The organism is Bowmanella yangjiangensis, from assembly GCF_017255015.1.
Lineage (GTDB): Bacteria > Pseudomonadota > Gammaproteobacteria > Enterobacterales > Alteromonadaceae > Bowmanella > Bowmanella yangjiangensis.
The window spans coordinates 1-1,078 of the sequence record NZ_JAFKCS010000266.1 but is presented as its reverse complement, the minus strand read 5'-3'; the positions used below and the strand labels follow the sequence as shown (position 1 = coordinate 1,078).

The 1,078-nt window shown below is 66.3% G+C and carries 1 protein-coding gene; it reads right to left on the bottom strand.

Annotated elements, in window-relative coordinates; genetic code table 11:
- Positions 1 to 111: 111 nt before the first annotated feature.
- Positions 112 to 1,017: a LysR family transcriptional regulator gene (locus J0A65_RS23865; RefSeq protein WP_206596761.1), complete on the bottom strand. Its 906-nt coding sequence runs from the start codon at positions 1,015 to 1,017 to the stop codon at positions 112 to 114.
- Positions 1,018 to 1,078 lie beyond the last annotated feature (61 nt).

The following is a 1,078-nucleotide window of genomic DNA, read 5'->3' as shown; positions in this document are numbered from 1 at the left end:
GTGCCGGTGAAGGCCGGGGAAAGCCATGACCTGCGCATCCTCAGCGAAAACCGCGGCGGCTTCGATATCCGCGCCGATACGCCCTGACTCGGCTGGCCTGATCCTGGCGGTTCAAGCCGCGTCGAGTTCCTCGGCCAGCAGCTGTTCCAGCCAGTTCATGAAGGCGCGCACCCGCCGTGGCAGATGACGCCCGTGCGGGTGCACCAGGTTCACCGGCATCGGCGCGGCGACCCAGTCATCCAGCAGGCGCAGCAGACGCCCCTCCCGCAGGTGCACGCGCATGCCGACCAGCGGCGCCTGGATGATGCCCAGGCCACCCAGGCAGGCCCCTTCGTAGGCATCGATGTTGTTCACCGTGACCCGGCCCGCCATGGCCAGCGAATGCAGCTTGCCGTCGCGCTGGAACTCGAAGCCGTCCGAGCGTGCGCCAAAGGCTGTCACGTAGTGAATCAGGCTGTGTCCGGCGAGGTCGTCCAGTTGCTCGGGCATGCCGTGCGTGGCCAGGTAGGCCGGGCTGGCGCAGTTGACCATGGACAGATGCCCCTGTGGCCGGGCGACCAGGCTGTCGTCTTCGTTGACGCCGACGCGCAGCACGCAATCGAAGCCCTCGCGCAGCGGATCGACCCGCCTGTCGCTGCAACCCAGCTCGATCTCCAGCGCCGGGTGCCGGGCGAGAAACTCATCGAGGCGCGGTGCCACCAGGCGCCGGGCGATCGCCGTGGGCATGTCCACGCGCAGTCGTCCACTCAGGGCATGGGCGTCCTGGCGAAACAGGTTCTCCAGTTCGTCCATCTGCGCCAGCAGCTCGCGGGCGCGTTCGTACAGCATCTGGCCATCCTGCGTCGGACGTACCCGGCGTGTGGTGCGGTGCAACAGGCGCGCATCGACCAGGCGTTCCAGGTCGCGGACCTGCTCCGATACCGTGGAGCGAGGCAGGCCCAGGCTGTCGGCGGCCTGGGTGAAGCTGCTCAGTTCGGTGACGCGCTGAAAGGTGCGCAACAACTCCAGCTTGTTCATGGTGGCAATCCCAATTGTTCGCTGATGGCGATCAGTATTTCCTGTTTTTCTGGATTTATCA

Excerpts from the sequence above, each read along its gene's own strand:
- J0A65_RS23865 (WP_206596761.1), bottom strand. The coding sequence starts at position 1,017 with ATGAACAAGCTGGAGTTGTTGCGCACCTTTCAGCGCGTCACCGAACTG.